This is a genomic window from Ktedonospora formicarum, from assembly GCF_016587355.1.
GTDB lineage: Bacteria > Chloroflexota > Ktedonobacteria > Ktedonobacterales > Ktedonobacteraceae > Ktedonobacter > Ktedonobacter formicarum.
This window is the reverse complement of sequence record NZ_BNJF01000007.1, coordinates 95,233-119,838: the sequence shown is the minus strand read 5'-3', so window position 1 is coordinate 119,838 and position 24,606 is coordinate 95,233. Positions and strand designations below refer to the sequence as shown.

Below are 24,606 nucleotides of genomic sequence, written 5' to 3'. Positions count from 1 at the left end.
CCCTCTCATGTTCATTTTGTGGGCAGCATCGTTTCTTGCGGATCGATGCTGCCCACATAGGCGCATTCAGCGTACAGGGGGCAGTGGCCGCACTTGGGGCGTTGCGCGTGACAGATGGTGCGTCCATGCTGGATCAGGTTGACATGCAGAGTATAGGCCCACTCGGGAGGCAGCGCCTTGAGAAAGATCGTGTGTGCCTGATTGGCGCTGACCTTTGGCCCAATCAATCCTAGTCGATGCGTGAGACGATGTAGATGGGTATCAATCGGCATTAATGGGCGTCCCAGGTTAAACAAGAGCACACAGGCCGCCGTTTTTGGCCCTACGCCCGGCATCTGCTGGAGATAGTGCCATGCCTCCTCTAAAGGCCGCTCTTTCAGCTCCGCATTGAGAAAATTAGCTAGCGAATCCTTTCCTCCTTGCTCCTGTTGCCATTCAGTGAGTGTATGGAGCACATTCTGTATACGTGGCGCTTTGATGTTTGCTAGTCCGCCACTCTTGATCGCCTCCGCGACCTTGTTCGTCTGCGCATCTCTAACTTCCTCCCATGCGGGAAAGGTTTCTATGAGTCGCTGATAGGCTCGCCCTGAGTTGATATCGGAGGTATGTTGGGAAAGGATGGTCCCTATTAGTCCACCCAGGGGATCATGGTCCGGCTCCCATTTGGGCTCGCCATAGTAGGCAATCAGACTATCATAAATCCGTTCCAGATGTTCGCGCGGGCCAGGTGTTATGGTCATACAAGCTTATCCTTCTCTCTTGGTCTATCTTCTCTTTTCTATGACGAGCGAGAAGGCTCTCTTGGTCTATGCTGGTAGAGAATGGCTTCCCAATGTACCATTTTTCCTCTGCCTTCAGGCTTTGGGAGAGGACCCTGGTGGTCATGCAGCCTCGACGCGTTGTTGAGCGCAATGCTAGAATGAGTAATGGGAGAGCCCCTCGCGTTCGCGAAGCGATTTTCGCCAAGAGGACATGCCAATAAAATCACCTTTGAAGGATGACATATGTATTTAGATAAGACTTTGCAACAATATCTAGATGATCTGGCCTCATCACAGCCGACCCCTGGTGGTGGCTCAGCAGCAGCATTAAGTGGAGCCATGGGCGCGAGCCTGGCTTGCATGGTTGCTCGCTTGACTGTGGGGAAAGCCGATTATGCCGCTGTTCAGCAGGAGATTGGAGAGCTGATTGAGCAAGGCGAAGCGCTACGCTCGCGCTTTCAGGAGTTGATGCGTCTGGACATCGAAGCCTATGGCAAGCTTTCCGCCTGCTTCAAAATGCCACGGAGCACGGCTGAGGAGAAGACCGCGCGAACCCAGGCCGTCCAGGGGGCACTTGTTGAGGCGGCGCTGGTGCCATTGGACATGGTTGAGCGCGCCCTGGCATTGGTTCAGTGCTGTAAGCGCGTCGCCCAGATCGGCAACAAGAATGTGCTCAGTGATATCGCGACCGCGACCTCAATGGCTTCCGCCGCAGGGAATGGAGCCGCCTGGATGGTGAATGTCAATCTAAATTCACTCAAGGATGCCGATAAGGCTCAGGAACTTCGCAATCGCCTGGATAGCGCTCTGGAGCAGATCACTTCGGAGGCCATTCAGGTCATCCGCGCGATTGAGGAGAGGGGCTAGAGCGATGACGGCAACGACGATTGATGGACGCAAGTTGAGCGCTGAGATCAAGGGTGAGCTCAAAGAAGAGGTCCAGCGCTTTCATCAAGCGCATGGTCAGGTTCCTGGCCTTGCCATTGTTCGTGTAGAAGGTGATGCCGCGTCCGGTGTCTATAGTAAAGCCATTCTGCGCATCGCGAAAGAACTAGGCGTGGAGGCACGCCTGGAGCTATTACCTGTCGAGACTACCAACGAGGAATTGCGTGATGTGCTCTTGCATTTAAACACGGATCGCGCGACGCATGGTGTCATTGTACAGATGCCCCTACCCGCGCATCTCTCGCAACAGGTAGTTGCTGAGACGCTAGCAGCCGAAAAGGATATTGATGGGATCAGTCCCTTGAGCGCAGGTAATTTGGCGCTTGGCTTCCCCAGCTTTGTGCCTTCCACCGCCGCCGCTGTAGTGGAGGTGCTTGAGCGCACAAAGACGCCTCTGGATGGCAAGAATGTCGTGATCCTTGGGCGCAGCAATGTCGTTGGCAAACCTCTGGCTTTTATGCTTTTGCAGCGCAATGCCACGGTTACCGTCTGCCATTCACGTACTCAGAATTTAGCGAAAATTGCTCGTGAAGCTGATATCCTGATTGCGGCAGTGGGACGTCCTACTATGGTAAAGGCAGAAATGGTGCGTCCAGGCGCGACCGTAATTGATGTGGGCATTAACGCGCTACCAGAGGGCGGAATTGTGGGTGACGTGGATTTTGCTTCGGTGAGCGAGGTCGCGGGAGCAGTGACGCCCACGCCGGGTGGCGTAGGACCATTAACCAATGTCTTGTTACTGAAGCAATGCATTGAGGCCGCCTGGCGACAGCAGGGATGAGGGGTACATTAGAGCGGGGTACTGATTAGTAGCGTGGTGACATAAGCAGGTTTCAAGTCTTCTGTTTGCCACTTGCCACTGTAGGCTCATTTAAAACTGATGAGCATGAGCATCTCTTATTCCCATCGAGTCCCCCTCATTTGGCGAGGAGCAACGCATGGTCGCGTGCTCCTCGCCTTTTCAGGATTTTAGGCGGCTCTATCAGATGGGTCATCATTCTTTGATATCTGCTCCTCAATCTGACGGGCGCGGCGGCGACGCACGACGATAAAGGCGACCAGGACAATGACTGCTACAAGCGCTAATCCTCCCCAACCTACAAACTTGACCAAGTGCTCTACCTGGTCAAAGTGATCCTTAAAGAAGGTGCCTGCCAGATAACCAAGACCTCCGATTAGCACTGTCCAGGTGATACCACCCAGCGCGTTATAGAGCATAAATGTGCGCCAGGGCATCTGGTTTACACCGGCCAGGAAGGCGGCCCAGATCCTTAGCAGGGTGATAAAGCGGCCAAAGAAGACTGTCTTGGCTCCATGCCTAACAAAGAAGCGCTCTGCGTATTCTAAATGGCTCATCTTCACAAAGAAGTACTTGCCAAAGCGTTCAACGAAACGTCTTCCGCCGGTACGTCCAATATAGAAGCCGATATTGTCGCCGATAATTGCGCCCGATGCCGCGCAAAGTAAGACGATGGGCAATTGTAGATGATGGCTGGTTGCTGCGTAGAAAGAAGCGGCGAGCAGCATTGTTTCGCCTGGCAGAGGGATGCCAGCGCTTTCAATCATAATGAAGAGAATGATAGCGGGATAGCCAAAGGTATTGATCAAGCCTTCGAGGGTTTGGAGCGAAAAAAACGTCGTTACATCCATGTCGCATCCTCTTTTCGTTATTTATGAAGAGAGCTTTTAAGGTCATATCAAATGTCACAGGGCCATAGGGTGAAATAGTATCTTTCAGTATAAACGTCTGAAACGCTTATGATATGAAATACCCTCGCTTATGCTGTTACTTTACTAGTATAACGATTGGTTCTGCAGAAGGCATGTTAGAAGTGTCACAGAAATGTTGCAAAATTGTCGCAAACACGCCTCTCTGAGCAGGAAGCCTTAGATATCGAAGGGATTTTGTATGAATGTGTTGCTAGCTCGTCTCTGGAATATGTTCAGAATTGGAACCATGCAATGGTACCTGCTCTGGATCATGCATCATAAGTTCATCGTTGGCGTCTCAGGCGTGATTTGGAATGAGCAAGGGCAAGTCTTACTGCTGCGTCATCGCTTCTGGCGCGAAGGAACCTGGGGGCTTCCAGGAGGCTACGCGGAGCAGAGAGAGGCGTTGGAGGCCACACTCTGCCGCGAACTCAAGGAGGAAACGGGTCTGGAAGTAACCATTGAGCGCGTATTGCGCATTGTGAGTGGCTATAAACTGCGCCTGGAAGTCAGTTTTGTGGGGCGATTGGAGGGCGGAGAAATGCGCCTGGACCCACGTGAGATTATTGAAGCGCGGTTCTATGCACCGGATGACCTTCCGGCTGGACTGCTGCGCTCGCATCGTCATCTCATCGAAATGGCGCTTGCCGGTCAGGGCGTAGAGCCGAGCGATTTTTCGGTCCATCCCGTGCCCAGACCATCAACACGCCGGTAATAGCTATCTACTAGTCACTCTGAGCAATGAAAGAGACTTCATAGAGTGTTGGTTCGGCACTGATAGCGATTTGTGAGGCCTGCCGTATGTGCTGGCGAACCTCGGGGTTTTGCAGCATGGCCTCGAAGTCGGCTCGACTGCGCCATTGCGCGTAGTTCGTGACTTTTGTTCCATCCAGACTCTTATGCAGGTTCGCTGAAATGAAACCGGGTTGCTTATACATAATCTCCTGCGTGACCTTGATCAGGTTGTCCAATAGTGCTTTCTGCTGCTCGGGCGCGACCGTAAAGATATTGATAAGGGTGACGAGTGGTTGCTCTTTGCAGATCATCGTCATGATTACGGGTATCCTTTCTGGCGGAATTCTACTATAGTTAGTATGCCAGAAGCCTGTAATACCCGTATGTCATTGGCTCGATGGAGCCTTCTAGGCCCTCGGATGCTAAATAATTTCTCGCATTGTGAGATTGTGAAGGGGCGCGCTCGACAACCTTTCGCACCAACTGTAATTACGCTTCCTTTATGCGAGATAGACGAATGGCACGCAAGCGGCTAGAGCTTTCGCTTTGAGAGAGCGAGGTTTGTTGCTGTACCTCCTCCTGAGCAGTAACTGCCGCCATTGGTGGGGGGAAGCCTCAAGATCCATGAGATCAAGTGCTGGAATGGGGGTGTTGGGGAGTTGGGGAAACGCGAGCCTGGTAGGTTCATTGGGGGGGGAGGCTGTTGCTAGCGCGTAATCGAGGAGCTTTTTACCTCTTTGCCTGCCTGTTTCTGTTAGAAGAGGATTTGGCGTGCTCGGAGGCAGGGCTGGCATGATTGCCGTTTGCACCAGTTCTAGCTGTTCAGGGTAAATGATCGGCCATTTGATATGCGGCGGTGGGGGCGTGCTGGTTCGTACAGGGATTGGGTCCATTCGTTCCTCGAAAGCTTGTGATAAATCTATACCCCGAGATTGGCTATCGTGATAGATTCTCTGTTGTGAACCATCTTTCTCAGACATACATCATCCATCCTTTACCAATACCTTTAAGAATCAATCAAGCATATCAAAACGTATGCATGCACTATGTAATTGTATGTTATGATTTAGCGCATAATGGTACATTCTGTCAACTTACTCTCAATTTTATGGCACGACTCTCCTACCCAAACATCCTCTTCTGGAATGTAGATATCTGCTCGCTCTGTTTTCTCATTAGAACTGATGAGGCGGAGTACCCTGCCGTTCAAAGCGCGTTACTGGCGCGCACCTGAGAAAAAATCAGGAGTTCTACCGATAAAACATAGTGCTAGAAACCCTTGACGTTTTGGTGAAAATCGCTAAAATCTCTATAGACACTTGAATTTTTTGAGAATTCTGAGGTTTCCAATGAAAATTGTAGTTGTTGGTGCCGATCACACTACAGCACCTATTGCTTTGCGGGAGCGCCTCTCATGTTCCGCACGGCAGATTTCGCAGGTGTTGAGCGCTGCGCGGCAGACTTCGCAGGAAAGCGTTTTATTATCAACTTGTAATCGTATCGAACTGTATGCTGTCTGTGAGGATGAGGAGCAGGGACGCGCCGATCTCTTGCGCGTATTAAGTGAGTCGCGCGACGTTGCAAGTGAGGAATTGAGCGAGCATTGTTATTTTCTCACTGGTCAGGATGCCATCAACCACATTTTGAGTGTGGCCTGCGGCCTCCTCTCACTTGTTCCCGGTGAACCTCAGATTCAAGGTCAGGTCGTCGATGCTCTAGAAATTGCCCAGGGTGCGGGTTTCTGTGGTCCTATTCTCTCCGCCCTCTTTCGAGCGGCAGTCACGACTGGTAAGCGTGCGCGAAGTGAGACAGGAATCAGCCGTAATGCTGCATCTCTCAGTCATGTCGCGGTACAACTGGCCCGCCACCTCTTTCCGAGCTTGCAGGATGCGGCAGTCCTGTTAATTGGTTCGGGGCAAATGAGCGAGCTCGCCGCGCGCAATCTGTATGATAATGGCGCTCGTAACCTGACAGTGGTTAATCGCACCTATGAACATGCTACTGATCTGGTCTCCGTTCTAGGGGCTCAGCATCGTACTTTTAATGAACTCGCGGAGACACTGGTACATGCTGATGTGGCGATTAGCTCAACCAAAGCTCCGGTTGCACTAGTCACCAGAGAGATGATGGATGAGGTGATGGTCAAACGCGATGGGCGACCATTGCTGCTGATTGATCTCGCTTTGCCGCGTGACGTTGAACCGTCGGTAAGTGAGTTAACGGGAGTCCATCTGTATAATATAGATGATCTACAGTCTGAGGTGAATCGAGGCATTGATCTGCGCTGGCAAGAGGCAGAACATGTACGCACGATCATCGCGCAAGAGTCCACACAATTTGAGAACTGGCTCGCTTCGCTTGGCGTCGTGGGTACTATCAGTGATTTGCGCAGGCATGCGGATCTCTTACGCGAGCAAGAGCTTGCTCGCACACTCCGCCAACTCTCGTCGACACTCTCTGAGCGAGAGGCAGCCGCGATTCAAGAATTAACACATCGTTTAGTTAATAAACTTTTACACGTTCCAACATTACGTTTGAAGGACGCGGCGGCGGTTGGACAGGGGCATGTCTACGCTGAAGCGGCACGCTATCTCTTTGCTTTGGAAAATGGACATGAAAAAGATTACGATAGGAACGCGAGCCAGCAAGCTCGCCATGATACAGACCCAGTGGATCGTCGAGCGGATACATCAGCGGTGGCCCGCACTTGAGGTCGTCGTTGAGCAAATTCGTACCACGGGCGACCGCGTAACGAATATGCCGCTCTCACGTATTGGCGGCGATGGTGTTTTTGTGGCTGAGATTGAGCGCGCTCTCCAGCAGAGGCGCATCGATTTGGCAGTCCACAGCTTGAAAGATCTGCCGACCGCGCAGCCAGAGGGGCTGTGTGTCATCTCACCGGGACCCCGTGAAGATGTACGTGATGTACTGGTCTCAAATGGTAATCTACGCATTACAGAGCAGGGGATTCTGGAAGGCGGAAGCATCGAGCGTGCTCCACGTATCGGCACCTGTAGCCTGAGGCGAACGGCACAGATACGCCATATATGCCCTGAGGCGGAGATTCTCTCCTTGCGCGGCAATGTCGATACGCGTTTGCGCAAGCTGCAAGCGGGTGAGTATGATGCGATTGTGCTGGCGGCAGCCGGGCTTCACCGCATGAATCTGCACACCACATTAGAGGGGCAAATCAGCTATTTCCCGCTGACCCATATGCTCCCCGCGCCTGGACAAGGTGCTCTTGGCTTAGAGACGCGCGAGGAACCTGAACTGCGTGATCTGCTGACAGCGCTTCAAGATAAAAACGTACAGGCGACGACGAGTGCTGAGCGTATGTTTATGCGTCGCCTGGGCGCGGGTTGTTATCTGCCCGTGGCGGCTCATGCATGGATTCACGCCGAGCGTATGGAATTGAGCGGACTGGTAACGAGCCTGGATGGGCAGCGCCGCATCCTGGTGCGCCAGAATATCATTTGGGATGGGCATTCTTTGATTGAGAGCGCCGAGCGCCTGGGTATTGAGGTCGCAGAGGAGGCTCTGGCACAGGGGGCTCAAACGATCATTGCCGAAGTGGACGGCAGCCGCGCCCAGGAGCACCAGCATGCCTGATACTCAGACCTCACCAGGGGTACTTCAAGGGAAGCGCATTCTGGTAACACGCACGCGAGAGCAGGCTTCGACCTTTAGCCAGCGTCTGCGTGCTCTGGGGGCGTTCCCCCTGGAGTTCCCTACCATTCGTATCGAGCCGCCGCAGGATTGGAGCGCTCTGGATACTGCTCTACTTCGTCTCGCGGGCAGCGAGACATTCTATGATTGGTTGATCCTGACCAGTGTGAATGGTGTCAATATCTGCATGCGACGGTTACGCGATTTAGGCATTGAGCCTGCGAGTCTGCGTACCAGGCAGCCAGCCCTACGCATCGCGACCATTGGTCCCGCGACGGCTGAGAGCTTATGTGAATATGGCCTGAGCTCTGACCTTGTGCCCGATGAATACATCGCGGAAGGCGTTATTACGGCACTGCTGGCCTTTGTGCATCAGCAAGGACATAATATCGCAAGTCAGCATATCTTGCTGGCCCGCGCCGCCGAGGCGCGCAAGGTCCTGGTCACTGAACTGGAAGGTGCAGGCGCGCACGTCGATGAGGTTGCCGCTTACTATACTTTGCCGGTCGCACGTGATGACGTGCAGGGGCGAGTGGTGTTACGTCAGCTACAGCAAGGTGAAATTGACATTCTGACCTTCACCAGCTCTTCAACAGTGCGCAACTTCGTTCACTGGTTACGCCAATGTGTTCCGGATGAGAACATACAGGCCATTCTGGGGCAGACGAAGATTGCCAGTATTGGTCCCATAACGTCCCAAACGGCTCACGATTTAGGTTTACAAGTGGCTATTGAAGCCAGAGAATATACCATTGATGGCTTACTCGCGGCAATCGCGAGCGCTTAATACAAGCTATTTCTTTAAAGAATGATAGGGGATAACGTCATGGCAGAACAGACAACCGAGATCACTGCAACCGCACCCGGCGGTACGCAGGAGACCCAGCCCGCTCCGGCTGCTCAGCAGCCAAAGCCGAAGCAGCCACGCCAGTTGGTACGCTTCACATTCTACAAGCTGGATCAGAAGTGGCAACTTTTGCCCGAAGATGTACGCGCCGAGGGCAAGCGCCAGCTTAAGCGCATTTTTGATGAGTATTCTGAGCGTGCGTTGATCCGTAGCTATAGCCTCTATGGCGTGCGCTCCGACTGCGATTTCATGCTGTGGACCGCGACATATGATATTGAAGACCTGCGCTGGTTGAGTAGTCAGATTCGGCGCAGCCTGATGGGACCATATCTGAGCGAGGCGCAAGCCTTCTTGGCGATGACCAAGCGTTCGGTCTATGTCGGTAAGAACGCGCGCGGTGCGCATGATCCTCGTCTGGTGATCTCTCCCGAAGATAGCAAATATCTCTTTGTCTATCCCTTCGTCAAGACACGCCCCTGGTATAAGCTCTCGCTTGAAGAGCGCAAGCGCATGATGAACGAGCACATTCGCATCGGTCTGAAGTATCCCCAGATCAAGCTGAATACCACCTACTCCTTTGGTATTGATGATCAGGAGTTTGTCGTGGCCTTTGAATCAGATAGTATTCCAGACTTCCTCGACCTTGTTCAAGAGTTGCGCGAGACAGAGGCCAGCCAGTATACGCTGCGTGATACACCTATGTTCCTCTGTGTCCTGGAATCATTGGACGAGATTCTTGACGCCATTGGTGCGTAATGTAAGTGGTTTGATTCAGGTCATGAAATGCAGAGGGTGCTGGTTGCCCCTCTGCATCCTTTTGCCGATAGAAGATCATAGAATATTCTGGCTGAGAAGTGTTCTGTTCAAGGAGAGGGGCTATTGTTTATGAGTCAACTGCCAACAGGAGAGCAAAAGCTGAATCTATCACGCTCACACGCGCTCTATCAGGAGGCGCAACAACTGATGCCGGGTGGTGTCAACAGTCCGGTGCGGGCCTTTCGTGGAGTGGGCGGCGACCCCGTCTTTCTTGAGAGGGCGGAGGGTCCCTATCTCTATGATGTCGACGGTAACCGTTATCTCGACTTTGTGCAATCCTGGGGTCCGATGATCCTGGGCTTTGGCTTCCCTGACGTTCTGGACGCCGTGATGGATGCCAGCAAGCGAGGATTTACCTTTGGTGCGCCCACCCAGGCCGAAAGCGAACTGGCACGCCTGGTTATTGACAGCGTGCCTTCGGTTGAGATGATCCGCTTCGTCAACTCTGGTACCGAGGCGACCATGAGCGCCCTGCGCGTGGCACGTGCCTATACCGGACGCAGCAAGATTGTGAAATTTAGCGGTTGCTATCACGGGCATGCCGATATGTTGCTGGTGCAGGCTGGCTCAGGCGTTGCCACGCTTGGATTACCAGACAGCCCGGGCGTGCCACGCGAGACAACGGTGAATACGTTGACAGTTCCTTATAACGATATTGAAGCTATTAAGCAGGTATTTAGCACCTACCCTGATGAGATCGCCGCCGTCATCGTCGAACCGATAGCCGCGAACATGGGCCTTGTTCTGCCCGTTCCTGGTTTCCTGGAAGGGCTACGCGAAGTGACTGCGAGCTATGGCTCCTTGCTGATCTTTGACGAGGTGATGACTGGCTTCCGCGTCGCGTTGGGCGGCATGCAAGAGCGCGTAGGGATTACTCCTGACCTGACCTGCTTTGGCAAGATTATTGGAGGTGGATTGCCTGTTGGTGCCTATGGCGGACGACGTGAGATCATGCAGGTCGTTGCGCCCCTGGGACCCATGTATCAGGCTGGCACCCTCTCCGGTAATCCACTGGCGATGGCAGCAGGTGTCGCGACGCTCAAAGAACTGCGTAAGCCTGGCCAGTATGAGCGTCTGGAGCATAAGAGTCAGTTGCTTGGCGACGGTATTACACGCGTCTTGCACGACACGGGAGCGGATGCCCAATTTGTCCGCCTTGGCGCGATGTTCTGCCTCTACTTTACCAGGGAACCCATTCACAATTACGCGGATGTGAAACAGGCCGATACGGCGCGCTTCGCCAGCTATTTCTGGTCTATGCTAGAGCGTGGGTATTACCTGCCACCTTCGCAGTATGAATCCTGTTTCCTCTCCCTGGCTCAGGAAGATGCGCAACTGGAAGAGACCGTAAAGGCTGTAGAGTCAATATTACGTCAGCAAGCTTAGAAAGGGGGCATGACAACCATGACAGGTTTTCCTATAGTACGAATGAGGCGTACTCGCCAGAACGAGGTGCTACGTTCACTGGTACGTGAGACCCATTTGCAGGCGAGTCAACTTATCTATCCCATGTTCATCGCTGAAGACATCAATGAACCACGCGCCATTGCTTCCATGCCTGGCATTGTGCAATGGCCGCTTGAACTGGTTGGGCGCGAAGTAGAGCGCTTGGCGAAGCTTGGCATTCCAGGTGTCTTTCTCTTTGGTATTCCCACGGAGAAAGATGAAGTGGGGTCGCAGGCCTACGCGGAGCAAGGGATCATTCAGCAGGCTATTCGCCGTATCAAAGCCGAAGTGCCTGAGATGCTGGTCATAACTGATGTGTGCCTCTGCGAATATACGAGCCATGGACACTGCGGTGTCATTCATAACGGTGATGTGCTCAATGATGAATCGCTCGACCTGCTCGCGCGTATGGCTAGCTCGCATGTTGAGGCGGGTGCTGATATCGTTGCTCCCTCGGATATGATGGATGGTCGTGTAGGCGTCCTACGCCACACATTGGATGAGCAGGGGCACAAGCAAATCCCAATCATGGCCTATTCCGCCAAGTTTGCCTCTGGTTTCTATGGCCCCTTCCGCGAGGCGGCTGGTTCCGCGCCTCAGTTTGGTGACCGTCGCTCCTATCAGATGGACCCGGCTAACGCTCGCGAGGCTCTGCGCGAAGTCGACCTTGATATTAGCGAAGGCGCGGATATAGTTATGGTTAAGCCTGCTATGGCGTATATGGATATCATTCACCGAGTGCGTGAGCATTGTGACTTACCGCTTGCTGTCTATAATGTGAGTGGAGAATATTCCATGATCAAGGCGGCGGCACAGAATGGTTGGATTGAAGAGCGCCGCGTGGTCATGGAAGTCCTGACAGGATTGAGACGCGCGGGCGCTGACATGCTCATTACTTACTTTGCGCCTGAAGTCTCGCAATGGCTGAAGGAAGGATAATTGTGCATGGCTCTCTCTCAGGATGAACTGAACCAGATTCGATCCCTGGCTGGCGAGCATGTAGAAGAAGTTGCGGAACTGACGCAACGTGTGTGCGCTGTGCCAGCGCCTACTGGAAGTGAGCAGAGGCGGGCCGCCTTTGTCGCGAACCTGCTCAGTGAGCGCGGCTACCACTGTGAGAGCGACGAGGTTGGCAATGTCTATGTGCGCCGTGGCAAGCGAGGCGCTGGTCCCGTTTTAATGCTTCTGGCGCACCTGGACACAGTATTTCCAGAGGAAACCCCGCTCAATGTGCGTCGTGAGGGGGATATTCTCTATGGGCCGGGCATTGGCGATAATAGCATGAGCGTGGCGACCATGATAACGCTGCTCAAGATCCTTGATCAGATGCAGCGTGAAGTGCCAATAGACATTATCGCCGTCGCGAATGTGGGAGAGGAAGGGTTAGGGAACCTGCGAGGAGCCAGGGCGGCAGTAGAGCGCTACCAAAGCCAGCTTGGGGCTGTCATCGCCATTGATGGTAACCTGGGTTATATTGTCAATGAAGCGGTTGGGTCGTTGCGCTGGCGAATTACAGTAAGTGGGCCAGGAGGGCACTCCTACGGCTCTTTTGGCAAGCCAAGCGCCATTCATGGGCTGGCGCGCATCATTGCGGCTATCGCGGACGTGAAGGTCCCCAAAGAGCCACGCACGACTTTTAATGTTGGTGTCGTCGAGGGGGGGACCTCGGTTAACACGATTGCGGCGACTGCTTCAGCTCTGCTTGACTTGCGCTCGACCGATGTGAGGGCGTTAGAGGATCTCGCCACACATGTGCGCAATATAATAGAGACTGGGGCTGGCGAAGGATTGCGGAGTGAGATTACAGTGTTGGGTGAGCGCCCAGCGGGTCAGATTGCCCAGGATGCCCCGCTGGTACTTCTGGCGGCTAAGGCACTACGCTGGGTTGGGCTAGAGCCACAATTTGTCTCTTCCAGCACCGATGCCAATGTTCCACTGAGTTTAAACATTCCAGCTATTTGTGTTGGAGTCTCGCAGGGGAAACAGGCCCATACCTTGAACGAATGGGTCCCACTGGCTCCCGTAGCGGATGGTATCTCTCAGCTATTACATCTCATTTTACATACCTGTGAGCACCTTTCAACGCAGGAGTAAGGCCGTATTAGCTGATCATTAGGACATATGGGTTATCCAAAAGAGGCAATTTTTCAGCTTGCAATCACTGAAAAAAATTGCCTCTTTTGCTGCTATGAACGTGCCATGCGGCTTGCGAGCATCCCACAGAGCCCCACCAGAAGTAATGCTTTACCTGTTTTACCACGTAATGTCGCCAGGAAACCGAATGCCAGCCCTATGGTCAGGCCGACGCGCCCTGCTGGATGCTTGATCATGTGTGTGAGCATATGCATACAAACTCCTCATAATATGCTATCTTTTCCATAATCTCCCTGAAGAACAAGCCTCTATCTGTGTGTGTAAAAGTATTCCGCTTCTTAAAAATGGCAGCCTTATGGACATGCGATATGGAAAGAAATGGATCGGGATATCCTTACTACAGATAAGAGTAGTATACATGCCTGTTCCTAAAAAAGGGGTATTGTAGCAGGTTAATTCCTGGCGATTTTAAGCTCTTGTATATAGGTGCGAACAAGCTCAGGAGCTTGCTACAGGGGGATAGTGAGATCTTTCAAAAACTAATGGGAGAAACTGTTACTATTCTCCGGGGTTCTGCGTCTAACCCTGATATAAGCCTCTATTTATAGAGCTTTAAGGGAATTCTAATAAAAATTTAGCAAATTTTAAGGATGTTGTCCGAACGGTTCACTGCCGAACAGTTCTAGGAAGTATAGTCTAATGGTTGGGATGACCGATATTAATCGCAATTATCTACCTATTAATTCTTACGGAGTCATTGGCGATTGTCATTCAGCCTTGTTAGTCGCCCCTGATGGGTCGGTCGACTGGGGATGCCTACCTGACTTCGATAGTCCAGCCATCTTTTGTCGTTTGCTTGATCATGAGCATGGCGGCTACTTTCAAATTTCTCCTACGGAGCCCATTCCAGGTACACAGCGCTACTTACGTGGTAGTAATGTGCTACAGACACGCTTTACCAGCACCTCTGGCGAAATGGTGCTGACAGATTTTATGCCAGTGGAGACCTTGCGCGCCTGGCCGTATCAGGGAATGAATAATAATAGCTGGACACGCGAGGATGGTTCCTGTCATTGTCTGGTTCGCATTGTGGAATGCACACATGGCGAAATGTCAATCAGTATGACCTTGAAAGTAAGCCCAAATTATGCGGCGTCTCCTAGTGAGGTAAGTCTGGTTCCCGGGAATAAAGGCATTCTCGTTTCGGGTGGGGATCAGCATGTGGGCCTCGCGATCATTGGCGCCGATATCCTACCTTCGGTCACTGTGAATGTGGTGCAGGATCAAGAGGCTCGTCATCCCTCTGTCACGCTTACCGTGACGCTGTATGAGGGTGAGCGGTTGCTCTTTGCTTTAGGTATGGGACGGAATGCTCAGGCGACACGCCGTCTAGTTGAAGGCGAGTTGCATCGGCGCAACTTTGACGCTGAACTGGCACATACGCTTCATTGCTGGAGAGAGTGGGTCTCTATCTGTAATTATCGTGGTCCCTACCAGGAATGGGTTGAGCGGAGTGCTCTGGCGCTGAAGATGATGACCTATGCGCCAACTGGTGCGATAGTTGCCGCTCCGACAACGTCGCTGCCTGAGCATATTGGTGGGGTCCGTAACTGGGATTATCGTTTTACCTGGCTACGTGATGCAACCTTCACCCTCTATGCGCTTAATGTCCTCGGCTTTACTGATGAGGCGCGCGCCTTTACTCATTGGTTGCACCGCCTGACACATGCTGATGGTGAGTCGATCCAAATCATGTATGGGATTCGCGGCGAACGCGACCTGACGGAAATGGAATTGTCGCATCTTGACGGTTATTGTGGTTCGCGCCCGGTGCGCGTTGGCAATGGTGCCGCCAAGCAGAAGCAGATGGATGTCTTTGGTGAAGTGCTCGACTGTATCCATCTCTATCGTCGCCAGGGAGGCTTTGAGCGCTATGGCGAGACGCTGGATGGCCCATTGTGGACGCTGATGTGTGAACTGGTTGAACATGTCTGCGCCCATTGGCAAGATCCCGATAGTGGCATCTGGGAGGTCCGAGGCGAGGATCGCCACTATGTCTACTCCAAGGTAATGTGCTGGGTGGCGCTGGATCGTGGTATTCGCGCCGCGCAACAGCTTAACCTTGAGGCTGATCTGCCGCGCTGGCTCCTGGTACGTGATCAAATCCGAGCGGATATTCTGGCGAATGGATACGATACAAATATCGGAGCATTTACACAGTCCTATGGAGATACCGCTCTGGATGGCGCGAACCTCCTCCTACCCCTGGTTGGCTTTATTCCGCCAGATGATCCACGTATGCGCTCAACCATTGATCGCATGATGGAACAGTTGACAGATGAAAATGGCTTTGTCTATCGATACATTTCTGAGGATGGGCTCGAAGGACATGAGGGCACATTTACTATCTGCACTTTCTGGCTGGTTGATAATCTCGCGATGCAGGGACGCGTTGATGAAGCTCGCTCGCTCTTTGAGCGTTTGCTCAGCTACGCGGGGCGCCTGGGCCTCTTCTCAGAAGAAGTTGACACGGATTCCCGAGGGGCTCTTGGTAATTATCCCCAGGCGTTTACGCATATTGCGCTCATCAATAGCGCCTTTAACCTGCGTAAAGCCGAAATTCGGATGTCGGAGCACCATACCGACCCGGTTATTGCGGCGATTCGCTTGCAGAAACAATAATCAAGGGCAATTTCTTAGCGCTATAAGCGCTTCACAAGATCGAGAGATGGGCGGGTTTGCTATTAGTAAGCCTGCTCATCTCTCTTGTTTTGAGTGAACTCCCAAAGGCGACATATGACGCCTCCCCTTTACAGGTGTGTGATAATAGCGAAGGCAAATCAATTACTGAGAGAGCGAGTGTACTAATTGTGTCATCTGTGCAATACCCTACCGCGAGTTTAAAGCCCCATAGAGAAGAGAGCCTGCTTAGTAGGCACCTCTGGATCTTCTCGGGTGCTCTACAGCAACCCCCTCGTTGGATCGAGCCTGGTGGATTAGTGGATGTGAAGTCGGCTACAGGGCAATTTGTGGCACGTGGCTATTATAATCCCCGAACCGATATTGCCATTCGTATTCTGACGCATGAGAGTGCCGAGATTATTGATAGTGATTTCTTTCGCAAGCGTGTTCGTGATGCCATGCGTCTGCGCGAGGTCTTTGAGCCTCAAAGCACCAATGCCTATCGCCTGATTCATTCTGAAGGAGATGGCTTGCCTGGCCTGGTGATTGATTGTTACGCGGATGTGCTGGTGGCCCAGGTACATACCCTGGGGATGGAGCGTCTTCTACCTCTGCTTATAGAGCCGCTGATGGAGGAGACGGGCGCGCGCGGCCTCCTGTTGCGTAATGAGAGTCAGTCGCGTCGACGTGAGGGTTTAGAAGTGGAAGAGCCTCGCGTTATCGCTGGCGAAGTCCCGCAGCAGGTCGAGATTGTAGAGAACGGCGTGCGGTTCATTGTTGACCCCTGGCGGGGACAGAAGACAGGCTTCTTTCTGGATCAACGCGATAAACGCGAGGCTCTTCGGAAGTATGCACGTGATGGGCGTGTGCTCAATTGCTTCTGCTATAGTGGCGGTTTCTCGGTCTATGCGGCCCTGAGCGATGAGCGTACTCGTACAGTGAGCGTAGATGTCTCTGCGCCCGCGATTGAGGCGGCACGTCAGCATTTTTCGCTGAATGGCCTTGATCCTAAGCAGCATGAATTTCAGACAGATGACGTCTTCGCGTACCTGGAACAGGCTGTTGAGCGCGGAGAGCAATTTGACGTGGTTGTGCTTGATCCGCCTGCCTTCGCCAAGAATCAAGGGGCGCGTACACAGGCCCTCAAGGCCTATCGCCGCCTGAACACTCTGGGGATGCAAGTCTTGCGTCCGGGTGGCATTTTGTTGACCTGTTCTTGTTCGGGTGTGATTGGTATGGATGATCTGTTAGGGGTAGTCTCGAACAGCGCGCAGCGTCAGAAGCGTTCGGTGCAATTGCTGGAGTCCTACACGCATGGCGTTGACCATCCCACGAACCTTGCTATGCCTGAGACCAACTATCTCAAAACAATCTTCTGTCGCGTGCTCTAGGCTGTATCAGATTGAGGAGAGAATCCGTTTCCCTCCGAGGGAAAAGGCGCAGCGCTAGTGCGCTGTCGCCGTTTTTCCTTCATTTTTCTCAGAGGTGAATTCCGGGACGGGAGCGATAAAGGATGCAGCCTCGCCTGATAGGTGGGCACATGCCGCCCATTCTACGAGTTTGCCTGTGACATCCTGGTCACTTGTGGTCACTTCTATTTCAGTGATAGAGCAGTTATGCTTGCGTGTCTGGCGAATAATCGGGAGGCTTTCGGGTCCGCAGATGGCTGAGACGATGGCGGTGAAGATACCGGCATGACCTGCAATTACGATTACCTGCCCTTGCCTGCCCTGAGTGGCTGTACGCAAACCATTCTTCGAGCGTTCTATCAATTCCAGAAAATTCTCTCCATTAGGGAAGCGTACATCAAGTTTCCCGTGATACCATTGGGCAATGATCGCGTTATGGATATCCCAGTTCGCTGCCGTTGGTTCCGCCTGCTCCAGGTCTCCGACATTCACTTCCCGGAACTCTTCAAGGATATCCACCGATAGGTTATGGGGGTGCGCGATTGCCTCAGCCGTTTCACGTGCGCGTTTGAGTGGTGAAGAGTAAATAGCATCGATGTGGCGCTCACACAAGTAGGTCGCCGTTTGTGCGGCCTGTAAAACCCCTTTAGAGGTTAATGAGTAGTCGACGCGCTTATACGAAAATTCTCCAGTGACATTGGCGACGTTCTCGCCGTGACGAATCAGGTAGATGGTATTAACTGTGCTAGTATTCATAAGCTCCAATGTTTTAGGCTGATGATTGTAAGAGGCAAGGTAGATAAGTTGCCTTCTACCCATACTATACAAGAAATTGCCCAGCTTTGGCGAATGCGGATAGATATGAGCGTTGCAGAGGTCATGTGTCAGAGGTGTGATATGATGAAAAATGACAATGAGGTCAAGGCACAACGAAGAGAGCTATTTACGGAAAGGACGATTTGCTATGCAATTTTCAGGATCACAAATTATCGCTGCCCCCATCGAGAAAGTGTGGTCTTTTCTCTCTGATGTAAATAATGTCGCGGGATGTGCTCCAGGCTTTCAGAGTTTGGAGGTGTTAGGTGATGAGCATTGGAAGGCCATTATTTCCGTGGGCGTGGGACCTGTCAAGGCGAAATTCAATCTGGACGTCACGCGGCCTGAGATGCGCGAGCCAGAATTTATGGCCGTGAAGGCGCGTGGTAAGGCTCCTGGCAGCGCGGCAGACCTCTCAGGTGAGATGCATCTGAGCAAGGATGGTGAGGAGCAGACAAAGATGGATTGGAGTGCCCAGGTCACGATCAGCGGCACGATTGCGAGTGTGGGGGGACGGCTCATCAATGGTACAGCCGAGAAGATGACAAACCAGTTCTTTACCTGTCTCAAAACGAAACTGCAAGAGCCAGAGACAACGCCAGCGAGCGAATGATGGATTCTGGCCCCTTGCTAAACCTCACCTTCTGAAGAGGATCTGGCACCAAGAAGAGGCCTCCCTGCTACACATCAAGTAGCGGGGAGGTCTCTTCTTATGGTGAGATGATTACGCGATTGCGTTATCGAGATTCTTGAAGATGGTGGCGAGGGTATTTTTTACCGCGCCCTGCCCGATAGGATTGTTCGCCAGGGCGACAGGTCCCTCAAGCTCGGCGTTGGCATCGTACGCCAGTACGGCGCCACCGGCCTCGTCGGTGATATTGATCTGGCACAGACCATTGACGGAGCCGCCAGTGCCTTTGCGCTGAATCTGAAGCTCAATGAAGTTTGGCTCCTGAACGCGCGTGATGTTGATGACAATCCCGTAGGGTCCCTTCAGACCAGGAATAGGTGTGGTCACATATGCCTGGATGCGGTTGGCGTCAAGAAATTCAATGGACTGGCAACCAGGGATGCTAGACTGGAGAACAGCGGGATTGAGAATGCCTTTGAAAACCTGTGAGCTGGCAGCTTTGAATTTGTGTGTGCCATTAAGTTTCATTCGAAAAACCCTTCCTTAGAGCAAATATTTTGCAGCGTCCTGTTGCGCTTTCGCGAAATGCATGTGTTTGCATATATGATCTGTGAAGATCAGGCCCTATTGTACCGACTTCTGCGCCGACTTTCAAGACGCAAAGGGCTTTTTCCCTGAATTTCCTATATCGTTTAGTTATAATCTAGTTACCCCTGGCGTTCGTTCCTCATTTGCATTCTTTCTTTTCTAGCCGGCATAGATACAGGAAGCAGAATAGACAGTACTGCGCAAAATTGATAGATGCAATAGCACTATATATGGTTATTTGGTGTGATGGATATGTAAATTTAATGTTTGGGAATATATTGTAAGTAGATCATCCAAATGTGCTATATCATCAGTGTTTTCGATTCTTTTGTGAAAACCATGCTATACTTCACATATACGTTTCAATACGTGTCGTACAGTCCTAAAAATTTTTTGGGAGCAGCGATGGCTTTGCATAGAGAACATGTAGAAAAGACGCAGCAAGAGTGGCTTGCGCGTGTGGCGAGAGAGCGGCATAACCTCTCGGTATCTGTCGAGAAGACTCTCAGCGATACCCTGTGGTGGGATGAGGAGGATGAAATGGGAAAAAACTCTGGTCATACCATCTATGGCAAAACGCTGATTCCACCTCGTATCAGCCTGCAATCTCGCGTGGCTCCGGCAATTTACCGCAGTAATCTGGGGCTGGAGCCAGAATTTGTACGTACAAATGTGCCAGTCATGACGATTGGCGAGGATGGGGAGTTAAAGGACCCCTCTGATACAAATATGCTCTCTCGCTTTGCTCGGCGTGTAACATCGTCCCTGGCGGCGATCCGTTTGCATAAGCGATCAGGCACGCGCTCGGAGGAGGGGCAGGCTTCAGATACGCCTTCTACCCCATTACCTGCGCTTCGGAGACACAACCTTCCCGAGATGCCGACCTCAAAGCTGGATTCGGTACAATCCACATCAAGCAGTACTGGGAAAAGGAGAGCCGTGAAAGACGTAGCTGAGCATATCACATTGCCACCACTGGCAAATATGCTGGATACGCCATGGCAAGAGGCTTTTAAACCTCTTTCTACATCAATGGGGCGTATTTCCTCATCGATGGGAAATATCGCGATATCGCATCTGGGGGAGACGAGATCGCGCCTGGCTGGACGTGTGACGAAGATTCGTCTGGAGTCTGCCCGTTCCGATTCAGATACAGGCGCGATGCCTGTGACTCAATCGCATACGGGAGCGCGGGTGCCAGTTGCAGGGACCAGGCGGCAGAGAGAGGCCATAGGCGCTAGTACACCTATGCCTGTCATTGCGAAGAGTGAAGGGCGGAGTGTGGTTTCCTCTGCGACACCTGGTTTCCTTCCTGATACGCCTAACATGCTTTATGCGAGCGCGCCTCTGACCGCAGTGAAAGCGAAAACAGGAAAACAACCTTCTGTGACTGGTGCTAAGGCGGGGACCGCGGTGTTTGAATGTACCCAGCGTGATGCAACTGTTGCGAACTCCAACATCAGTGCGACAAGTGTTGTGCTTGTGACGCTAACCTCTGACCCTGGACCCGTCGTAGTGCATTTCGTCTCGATTCAGCCCCATGTAGGTTTTACTGTGCATCTGACCGCTCCAACCCTGAAACAGACGACCTTTAACTATATTATCCTCTAACACTTATCTGGTCAGCCATACATTTTTCAGAAAACGTGGCAATGAGAGGGCAGAGATATTATACCTCTGCCCTCTCATTGTCATTTGTTGGTATGAGAGAAACGGTTGCAGCGCTCATCACTATTTAGAGTTCCCCACCTACCTCCTGACGCAGGCGCGTAAAGAAGTCACTCATGTAGTCATAACGCTCCTGGGCTAGATTTCGACCAGTTGCTGTTGTCATGCGCTGTGGCATGTCCCCAAACAGCAATTCGAACTCAACACTTGGCGAGTAGTCAGGACGGCGACGGAGTTGGCGTACCAGCAAGGGATCAACTGGTTGGCTGATCTCAGGTGGTACGATAGAGTAGATCTTCTGATTGTAGCGTCCGGTAATACAAAAGAGGCGCGCGATGCCAATGGCTCCCAGGCAATCAATTTTGTCCGCATCATAGAGAATGCGTCCTTCAAGTGAGCGAGGCAGTTTCCCACCAGTCATACGGTGATCTTGAATAGCATCTTGGACTGCGCTGATGCGGTCTTGGGGAAAGATTGTATTGGCAAGCAGGTCGGCGGCCATCTCTGCCCCAATCTGGGCATGGTCTCCACCATGCAGGCGTTCGCGCTCCTGCCCTATATCGTGAAAAGCCACCGCCGCCCATATGGTTGGTAGGTCGCCTCCTTCGTGAGATTGAATAGTCTCCGCAAGCGACATAACGCGCTGAAGATGGTCATAATCATGGGAAGCGTCTTTGAAATCCTCTTGGGCAAGCGCTTCATACATCTGTTTCTCTAGCCAGGAGCGAAGCTCATTCATGAATAGCGTCTGATCTTTCTAACAATGGTAATGTGAGGATAAAGGAACTGCCCTCGCCTGGAACACCACTACTCTCAACGTGGATAGTGCCGCCATGCAGGTGAAGAAACTGTGCTACGACATACAATCCCAGCCCAACCCCTCTATTTCCGCTGTCGCTATTGGGGGCACGGTAGAAGCGTTCAAACAGGTGAGCTAGCGCGTCGGGAGGGATACCAATGCCCTTATCCTGTATACGTGCCAGTACCAGGGGGTCACCTCTCTCGTTGCGTTGTTGTTCTAGCGTAATTGTAATCGGTCCTCCGAACGGACTGTATTTTATCGCATTTTGGAGCAGGTTCGCAAAGACCTGAGAGAGGCGTGCCTCATCGCCAAGAAGTTGATAGGGGAGTGAGGTGTGCTGTATGTGGCAACTAATAGTATGCTTGCTTGTCGTAGCTGCCTGCGTGTTCACGGCCTGCTCGATGATACGCTCAAGATCGAGTTCTTCAGTATGCAGTTCGATCTGTCCGCGATTGAGGCGTGTTACCTCCAGGAAGGTGTTCACAATGTTTGTGAGCTGGTGCGCCTGGTGATCTATGATTGCAATGCTTTCATCAAGCTTGCGCTGTAAGACTGCATCGAGTTGAGGGTGTTTGCGGAGGGCGCGCTCCATCATCTGACTATGCGCTACGATGATGGTCAGAGGGGTGCGAAATTCGTGAGCTGTGATATCCAAAAATTCATCTTTGAGATTATTTGACTGGCGCATCAACTCTTCATTGGCACGCGCGTTGGCAGCCTCTTCTTGCCAGCGCATCTGTTCCATCGCCAGACCAGCGAAGCGCGCGATGCCTTCGGCGGTCGCGAGATCCCAGACATTAAAGATTGGGTTGCGTAAAGGACGTGTCGTCTCCTCTTTTGTATCCTGCTCTTTGCGGAGTGTGGTGGAGCGATCCAGGAGTACGACGCCTTGTAGATTGGTGTTGTGCATGATGGGAGCGGCAAGTAGCATCGTCTGTAGAAAGGGATTGGGGTTGTCAGGGCATTGCTCTCCGCTGATCTGAAGCGCGTGCCCAGTTAATAGCTGTTCGCTAAAACCTGTATATTGGCCTTCGCCTGGTGTAAGCCAGATTTGCTGCTCCTGGTGCCATGGCTCGATTTCTTCAGGGGCAAAGCCAATGGAGATGAAAGGCTCAAAACGCTGTTGCTCTTGATTGTAAAGTTGTACCATACCTCGGTCACAGTGCAATGTGATAAGCATTTTGGTGAGCAGGCTATGTAGCATGGGATGCAGGTCAGTAATTCCTGAGATGGCCTCTGCTGCATGGAGCATGGTATCGAGGGCTCGCCGAACGCGCCGTTCGCCGCGAGCCTGCTCGCTTACATCGCGAAACGCACTGACAATGCCTATTTGTTGCTGCGACGCATCTTGCAGTGGTGCGACATTGACCTCTATAATGCGCTCGCTACCTTCAAGGGTGTTGGTGATATAGCGCTCTCCACGGATATACTCTCCCTTCAATGCTCGCGCAATGGGAAATCGATCAGGTGGGATGGGTTTGCCGCGCAGGTTTGAAATATGCCTGTTCCGGGTCAGTGATGAGAGGTGAATGGGAGTTCCAAAGGGGAATTCGAGTATGCGACGGGCTGTATTATTGCTGAGGATGGCTTTACCCTGCATATCCAGAACCAGGACCCCTTCACTCATCGCATTAAATATGGCATCGAGGGTATTCGCTCGTTCAGTTGCCAGGGACGCAGTCTGCCGTACCTCCTCAAGAATCTGAGATCGTTCGATAGCCAGGGCGCATTGGGCCGCGATGTCGAGTGTGTACGCCCGAAATCCCCTTGATGGCGGGCGCGCCTGGCGAGGGAAACCCACAAACGCCAGCCCGAGGCAACGGGTTTGCCCGCGCTCTGTGTGACGGCTACTTTGGGAGCGGGTGCCACCCATAAGGGGCACGATAAGCACTTGTTCCAGGCCCAGATTATGAAACCAGCTCTGTTCATCTGGATCAGCCTGTCCACGTGAAACAAATAAGATATTTCCGGTGTCTGCTACTTGCTGACAATGTGGCAAAGTGGGTAAGAGAAAAGCAGCCTGCTCATGGGGGGTAATCGTTTGGTCATGATAGGTTAGGGCCTGTAAGGTCAGTGTGCCCTGATCAAGTATTGTGATAGCCGCTTCCATGGGTTCCGAACCTTGCTTGAGCTGTTGAGCTGCGATGCGTAAGACAACGGGGAGTTCTTCTCCTGAATTGACCGCTGTCGCGACCTGATTGATGGATTGGGCGCGATGAATAAGGCGTTCGGCACGTTTGCGCTCATTCTGAGCCTGTTGGTAGAGTCGGGCATTGTGTATCGTTAAGGCTGCCTGCTGCCCGATAGCGCGTGCCAATTGTTGTTGCTCTGTGCTAAAGATGGTATCCTGCTCTGGATTGTCCAGAGACATGATACCAACTGGCTTACCTTCGCGCATGAGTGCGATTAAGAGGATAGAGCGAACCAGGAACTTGTCGGCGAGCAGGCGCATATGTGGGCTGGGGGTGTTGGGAAGATCTGTAACGGTGAGGCAAAATTGATTGCGAACCAGATGTTGGATGATATGATCATCAAATGGGAAGCGACTACGATGCCAGACATGATCGGCGACCTGGAGCGCCTTTGGTGTGAGATGTGAGGCATTGAAGTGGTAGGCAGAGGGGTGGAAAAAAGCCTGAGATTCGTCCAGGAGCCAGACTGCGCAGCGTTGCACCTCGCAAACCTCTGTGGTTCGTCGTACAAGCACTTGCAAGATGTGGGTAGGATCGAGTGATGATGCCAGAAGTTCTGACAATTCGCGTAGAAGCTCACTCTCGCGTAATGCGTTTCTCAGTCGAGTGTGCTCTTCATTATTAATTGAAATAGATTGCTCACCAGGCATACGTACGACCTCTTCCGAAGATACACAAACCTCGAAGTTCGAATGGGTTGGTATATCTGAACGCACTATCTTACGCAGGATCAGGGCATATCCAGGTTTTGACAGGCTAGATCTAGTGTATGGGGTGTCTCGTCTGATTGTGTGAAAG

General features: G+C 52.3%; 23 protein-coding genes. 14 read left to right on the top strand and 9 right to left on the bottom strand.

What is annotated here, in order from left to right; all coding sequences use genetic code 11:
• Positions 1-11: 11 nt before the first annotated feature.
• Positions 12-740, bottom strand: a complete 729-nt coding sequence (locus K3T82_RS40340) for an endonuclease III domain-containing protein (RefSeq protein WP_220199329.1) — start codon at positions 738-740, stop codon at positions 12-14.
• Positions 741-1,004: 264 nt separating this feature from the next.
• On the opposite strand from K3T82_RS40340, the gene K3T82_RS40335 reads away from it, so the two are divergent.
• Both K3T82_RS40335 and K3T82_RS40330 read left to right on the top strand, forming a co-directional pair.
• Positions 1,005-1,628, top strand: coding sequence for a cyclodeaminase/cyclohydrolase family protein (locus K3T82_RS40335; protein ID WP_220199148.1), 624 nt, complete (start codon positions 1,005-1,007; stop codon positions 1,626-1,628).
• Between the two features lie 4 nt (positions 1,629-1,632).
• Complete coding sequence (locus K3T82_RS40330; protein WP_220199147.1) at positions 1,633-2,487, top strand: bifunctional 5,10-methylenetetrahydrofolate dehydrogenase/5,10-methenyltetrahydrofolate cyclohydrolase; 855 nt, start codon at positions 1,633-1,635, stop codon at positions 2,485-2,487.
• Between the two features lie 188 nt (positions 2,488-2,675).
• On the opposite strand, the gene K3T82_RS40325 is transcribed toward K3T82_RS40330, so the two are convergent.
• A complete protein-coding gene (locus tag K3T82_RS40325; RefSeq protein WP_220199146.1) occupies positions 2,676-3,356 on the bottom strand; it encodes a DedA family protein in 681 nt (226 codons plus the stop codon).
• 259 nt (positions 3,357-3,615) lie between these two features.
• On the opposite strand from K3T82_RS40325, the gene K3T82_RS40320 reads away from it, so the two are divergent.
• Complete coding sequence (locus K3T82_RS40320) at positions 3,616-4,131, top strand: NUDIX domain-containing protein (protein ID WP_220199145.1); 516 nt, start codon at positions 3,616-3,618, stop codon at positions 4,129-4,131.
• A 10-nt stretch (positions 4,132-4,141) separates the two neighbouring features.
• Here the strand turns inward: K3T82_RS40320 and K3T82_RS40315 are convergent, their stop codons facing one another.
• Positions 4,142-4,468, bottom strand: a complete 327-nt coding sequence (locus tag K3T82_RS40315) for an antibiotic biosynthesis monooxygenase family protein (protein WP_220199144.1) — start codon at positions 4,466-4,468, stop codon at positions 4,142-4,144.
• Positions 4,469-4,651: 183 nt separating this feature from the next.
• The gene (locus K3T82_RS40310) at positions 4,652-5,131 is read right to left on the bottom strand and encodes a hypothetical protein (protein WP_220199143.1); all 480 of its coding nucleotides are present in this window, start codon (positions 5,129-5,131) and stop codon (positions 4,652-4,654) included.
• 369 nt (positions 5,132-5,500) lie between these two features.
• On the opposite strand from K3T82_RS40310, the gene hemA reads away from it, so the two are divergent.
• From hemA to K3T82_RS40275, 7 genes are all read left to right on the top strand, one after another.
• Positions 5,501-6,862: a glutamyl-tRNA reductase gene (gene hemA / locus K3T82_RS40305; RefSeq protein ID WP_220199142.1), complete on the top strand. Its 1,362-nt coding sequence runs from the start codon at positions 5,501-5,503 to the stop codon at positions 6,860-6,862.
• Entirely contained in the window at positions 6,807-7,760 is a 954-nt protein-coding gene (gene hemC, locus K3T82_RS40300) for a hydroxymethylbilane synthase (protein ID WP_220199141.1), read from the top strand. The genes hemA and hemC overlap by 56 nt, the downstream gene beginning before the upstream one ends.
• The gene (locus tag K3T82_RS40295; RefSeq protein ID WP_220199140.1) at positions 7,753-8,604 is read left to right on the top strand and encodes a uroporphyrinogen-III synthase; all 852 of its coding nucleotides are present in this window, start codon (positions 7,753-7,755) and stop codon (positions 8,602-8,604) included. Before hemC ends, K3T82_RS40295 begins: the two co-directional genes overlap by 8 nt.
• A gap of 39 nt (positions 8,605-8,643) precedes the next feature.
• Positions 8,644-9,420 carry a chlorite dismutase family protein gene (locus tag K3T82_RS40290; protein WP_220199139.1) on the top strand — a complete coding sequence of 259 codons (777 nt, stop codon included), beginning with the start codon at positions 8,644-8,646 and terminating at the stop codon, positions 9,418-9,420.
• Between the two features lie 129 nt (positions 9,421-9,549).
• Positions 9,550-10,866: a glutamate-1-semialdehyde 2,1-aminomutase gene (hemL, locus tag K3T82_RS40285; protein WP_220199138.1), complete on the top strand. Its 1,317-nt coding sequence runs from the start codon at positions 9,550-9,552 to the stop codon at positions 10,864-10,866.
• Positions 10,867-10,884: 18 nt separating this feature from the next.
• Positions 10,885-11,865, top strand: a complete 981-nt coding sequence (gene hemB / locus K3T82_RS40280) for a porphobilinogen synthase (RefSeq protein ID WP_220199137.1) — start codon at positions 10,885-10,887, stop codon at positions 11,863-11,865.
• Positions 11,866-11,871: 6 nt separating this feature from the next.
• Positions 11,872-13,020: a M20/M25/M40 family metallo-hydrolase gene (locus K3T82_RS40275; RefSeq protein WP_220199136.1), complete on the top strand. Its 1,149-nt coding sequence runs from the start codon at positions 11,872-11,874 to the stop codon at positions 13,018-13,020.
• Between the two features lie 92 nt (positions 13,021-13,112).
• On the opposite strand, the gene K3T82_RS40270 is transcribed toward K3T82_RS40275, so the two are convergent.
• Positions 13,113-13,268, bottom strand: a complete 156-nt coding sequence (locus K3T82_RS40270) for a hypothetical protein (RefSeq protein ID WP_220199135.1) — start codon at positions 13,266-13,268, stop codon at positions 13,113-13,115.
• Positions 13,269-13,719: 451 nt separating this feature from the next.
• Between K3T82_RS40270 and K3T82_RS40265 the strand changes: the two genes are divergently transcribed.
• Entirely contained in the window at positions 13,720-15,702 is a 1,983-nt protein-coding gene (locus K3T82_RS40265; RefSeq protein WP_220199134.1) for a glycoside hydrolase family 15 protein, read from the top strand.
• Positions 15,703-15,890: 188 nt separating this feature from the next.
• The gene (locus tag K3T82_RS40260; protein ID WP_220199133.1) at positions 15,891-17,093 is read left to right on the top strand and encodes a class I SAM-dependent rRNA methyltransferase; all 1,203 of its coding nucleotides are present in this window, start codon (positions 15,891-15,893) and stop codon (positions 17,091-17,093) included.
• A 54-nt stretch (positions 17,094-17,147) separates the two neighbouring features.
• On the opposite strand, the gene K3T82_RS40255 is transcribed toward K3T82_RS40260, so the two are convergent.
• Entirely contained in the window at positions 17,148-17,867 is a 720-nt protein-coding gene (locus K3T82_RS40255) for a histidine phosphatase family protein (RefSeq protein ID WP_220199132.1), read from the bottom strand.
• Between the two features lie 208 nt (positions 17,868-18,075).
• On the opposite strand from K3T82_RS40255, the gene K3T82_RS40250 reads away from it, so the two are divergent.
• Positions 18,076-18,540, top strand: coding sequence for an SRPBCC family protein (locus K3T82_RS40250; RefSeq protein WP_220199131.1), 465 nt, complete (start codon positions 18,076-18,078; stop codon positions 18,538-18,540).
• A 111-nt stretch (positions 18,541-18,651) separates the two neighbouring features.
• Here the strand turns inward: K3T82_RS40250 and K3T82_RS40245 are convergent, their stop codons facing one another.
• Positions 18,652-19,086 (bottom strand): SRPBCC family protein, encoded by a 435-nt coding sequence (locus tag K3T82_RS40245; RefSeq protein WP_220199130.1) that lies wholly within the window; start codon positions 19,084-19,086, stop codon positions 18,652-18,654.
• A gap of 465 nt (positions 19,087-19,551) precedes the next feature.
• Here K3T82_RS40245 and K3T82_RS40240 point away from each other — a divergent pair, with 465 nt between their 5' ends.
• The gene (locus K3T82_RS40240; RefSeq protein ID WP_220199129.1) at positions 19,552-20,757 is read left to right on the top strand and encodes a hypothetical protein; all 1,206 of its coding nucleotides are present in this window, start codon (positions 19,552-19,554) and stop codon (positions 20,755-20,757) included.
• A 124-nt stretch (positions 20,758-20,881) separates the two neighbouring features.
• On the opposite strand, the gene K3T82_RS40235 is transcribed toward K3T82_RS40240, so the two are convergent.
• Both K3T82_RS40235 and K3T82_RS40230 read right to left on the bottom strand, forming a co-directional pair.
• Entirely contained in the window at positions 20,882-21,553 is a 672-nt protein-coding gene (locus tag K3T82_RS40235) for an HD domain-containing protein (RefSeq protein ID WP_220199128.1), read from the bottom strand.
• On the bottom strand, positions 21,546-24,458 hold the full coding sequence (locus tag K3T82_RS40230; RefSeq protein WP_220199127.1) for an ATP-binding protein: 2,913 nt from the start codon (positions 24,456-24,458) through the stop codon (positions 21,546-21,548). The genes K3T82_RS40235 and K3T82_RS40230 overlap by 8 nt, the downstream gene beginning before the upstream one ends.
• Between the last annotated feature and the right edge of the window lie 148 nt (positions 24,459-24,606).

Coding starts and splice junctions, on each gene's coding strand:
- K3T82_RS40265 (WP_220199134.1), top strand. CDS start 13,720: ATGGTTGGGATGACCGATATTAATCGCAATTATCTACCTATTAATTCT.
- K3T82_RS40245 (WP_220199130.1), bottom strand. CDS start 19,086: ATGAAACTTAATGGCACACACAAATTCAAAGCTGCCAGCTCACAGGTT.
- K3T82_RS40310 (WP_220199143.1), bottom strand. CDS start 5,131: ATGTCTGAGAAAGATGGTTCACAACAGAGAATCTATCACGATAGCCAA.
- K3T82_RS40295 (WP_220199140.1), top strand. CDS start 7,753: ATGCCTGATACTCAGACCTCACCAGGGGTACTTCAAGGGAAGCGCATT.
- K3T82_RS40240 (WP_220199129.1), top strand. CDS start 19,552: ATGGCTTTGCATAGAGAACATGTAGAAAAGACGCAGCAAGAGTGGCTT.
- K3T82_RS40290 (WP_220199139.1), top strand. CDS start 8,644: ATGGCAGAACAGACAACCGAGATCACTGCAACCGCACCCGGCGGTACG.
- K3T82_RS40315 (WP_220199144.1), bottom strand. CDS start 4,468: ATGACGATGATCTGCAAAGAGCAACCACTCGTCACCCTTATCAATATC.
- hemA (WP_220199142.1), top strand. CDS start 5,501: ATGAAAATTGTAGTTGTTGGTGCCGATCACACTACAGCACCTATTGCT.
- K3T82_RS40255 (WP_220199132.1), bottom strand. CDS start 17,867: ATGAATACTAGCACAGTTAATACCATCTACCTGATTCGTCACGGCGAG.
- K3T82_RS40275 (WP_220199136.1), top strand. CDS start 11,872: ATGGCTCTCTCTCAGGATGAACTGAACCAGATTCGATCCCTGGCTGGC.
- K3T82_RS40235 (WP_220199128.1), bottom strand. CDS start 21,553: ATGAATGAGCTTCGCTCCTGGCTAGAGAAACAGATGTATGAAGCGCTT.
- K3T82_RS40230 (WP_220199127.1), bottom strand. CDS start 24,458: ATGCCTGGTGAGCAATCTATTTCAATTAATAATGAAGAGCACACTCGA.
- hemL (WP_220199138.1), top strand. CDS start 9,550: ATGAGTCAACTGCCAACAGGAGAGCAAAAGCTGAATCTATCACGCTCA.
- K3T82_RS40340 (WP_220199329.1), bottom strand. CDS start 740: ATGACCATAACACCTGGCCCGCGCGAACATCTGGAACGGATTTATGAT.
- K3T82_RS40330 (WP_220199147.1), top strand. CDS start 1,633: ATGACGGCAACGACGATTGATGGACGCAAGTTGAGCGCTGAGATCAAG.
- hemB (WP_220199137.1), top strand. CDS start 10,885: ATGACAGGTTTTCCTATAGTACGAATGAGGCGTACTCGCCAGAACGAG.
- K3T82_RS40250 (WP_220199131.1), top strand. CDS start 18,076: ATGCAATTTTCAGGATCACAAATTATCGCTGCCCCCATCGAGAAAGTG.
- K3T82_RS40320 (WP_220199145.1), top strand. CDS start 3,616: ATGAATGTGTTGCTAGCTCGTCTCTGGAATATGTTCAGAATTGGAACC.
- K3T82_RS40270 (WP_220199135.1), bottom strand. CDS start 13,268: ATGCTCACACACATGATCAAGCATCCAGCAGGGCGCGTCGGCCTGACC.
- hemC (WP_220199141.1), top strand. CDS start 6,807: ATGATACAGACCCAGTGGATCGTCGAGCGGATACATCAGCGGTGGCCC.
- K3T82_RS40335 (WP_220199148.1), top strand. CDS start 1,005: ATGTATTTAGATAAGACTTTGCAACAATATCTAGATGATCTGGCCTCA.
- K3T82_RS40325 (WP_220199146.1), bottom strand. CDS start 3,356: ATGGATGTAACGACGTTTTTTTCGCTCCAAACCCTCGAAGGCTTGATC.